The sequence below is a fragment of the Zobellia russellii genome, from assembly GCF_018728565.1.
GTDB classification, from domain to species: Bacteria; Bacteroidota; Bacteroidia; order Flavobacteriales; family Flavobacteriaceae; genus Zobellia; species Zobellia russellii.
This window is the reverse complement of sequence record NZ_JACSOI010000019.1, coordinates 1-1,380: the sequence shown is the minus strand read 5'-3', so window position 1 is coordinate 1,380 and position 1,380 is coordinate 1. Positions and strand designations below refer to the sequence as shown.

At 50.6% G+C, this 1,380-nt stretch carries 1 protein-coding gene; it reads left to right on the top strand.

The window, feature by feature from the left end; genetic code table 11:
* Nucleotides 1-1,380: Ig-like domain-containing protein (locus H9565_RS19995; RefSeq protein WP_215442145.1), on the top strand; the 1,380-nt coding region annotated here is incomplete at both ends.

Sequence of the window (1,380 nt, the reverse complement as noted above, 5' to 3'; positions counted from 1 at the left end):
ACGGTAACCTTAACGGTCAACGGTACCGATTATACGGGAACTGTAGATGGCGCAGGCGCATATAGTATAGCAATCCCAGGTGGTGAACTGGCTGCCGATGGTGATACGACGGTCGATGGAAGTGTGACCACTACGGATGCCGCCGGAAACAGCGCAACGGTAACGGAAACCAAAACATATGCTGTAGATACGACCGCACCGGTCCCTGTACTGGATATCGATGATATCACGGCCGATAATGTATTGAACGCAGCAGAGGCTGCTACCAATATAGATGTAACTGGAACGGTAAGTGGCGACTTCAACTCCGGAGATACGGTAACCTTAACGGTCAATGGTAACGATTATACGGGAACCGTAGATGGCGCAGGTGCATATAGTATTTCTATCCCAGGTAGTGAACTGGCTGCCGATGGCGATACGACTGTCGATGGAAGTGTGACTACCACAGATACCAATGGAAACATCGGTACCGCAACCGACACCCAAGTATACTCGGTAGATACCACGGCCCCAGTCCCTGTACTGGCGATCGATGATATCACGGCCGATAATGTATTGAATGCAGCAGAGGCTGCTACCAATATAGATGTAACCGGAACGGTAAGTGGCGACTTCAACTCCGGAGATACGGTAACCTTAACGGTCAACGGTACCGATTATACGGGAACTATAGATGGCGCAGGCGCATATAGTATAGCAATCCCGGGAAGTGAACTGGCCGCCGATGGCGATACGACGGTAGATGGAAGTGTAACGACAACGGATACCGCAGGTAATGTAGGAACCGCAACCGACACCCAAGTATACTCGGTAGATACGACCGCCCCGGTCCCTGTACTGGCGATCGATGATATCACGGCGGATAATGTATTGAACGCTGCGGAAGCAGGAGGGAACGTCAATGTAACTGGAACCGTAAGTGGGGACTTCAACTCTGGAGATACGGTAACGCTAACAGTAAACGGCACCGATTATACCGGAACTGTAGATGGCGCAGGAACTTATACGATAGCAATCCCAGGTAGTGAACTGGCTGCCGATGGTGATACGACGGTAGATGGAAGTGTAACGATAACGGATACCGCAGGTAATGTAGGAACTGCAACCGACACGCAAGTATACTCGGTAGATACGACAGCCCCGGTCCCTGTACTGGCAATCGATGATATCACGGCCGATAATGTATTGAATGCAGCAGAGGCAGCTAACAATATAGATGTAACTGGAACGGTAAGTGGCGACTTCAACTCCGGAGATACGGTAACTCTAACAGTAAACGGCACTGATTATACGGGAACCATAGATGGCGCAGGCGCATATAGTATAGCAATCCCAGGTGGTGAACTGGCTGCCGATGGTGATACGACGGTCGATGGA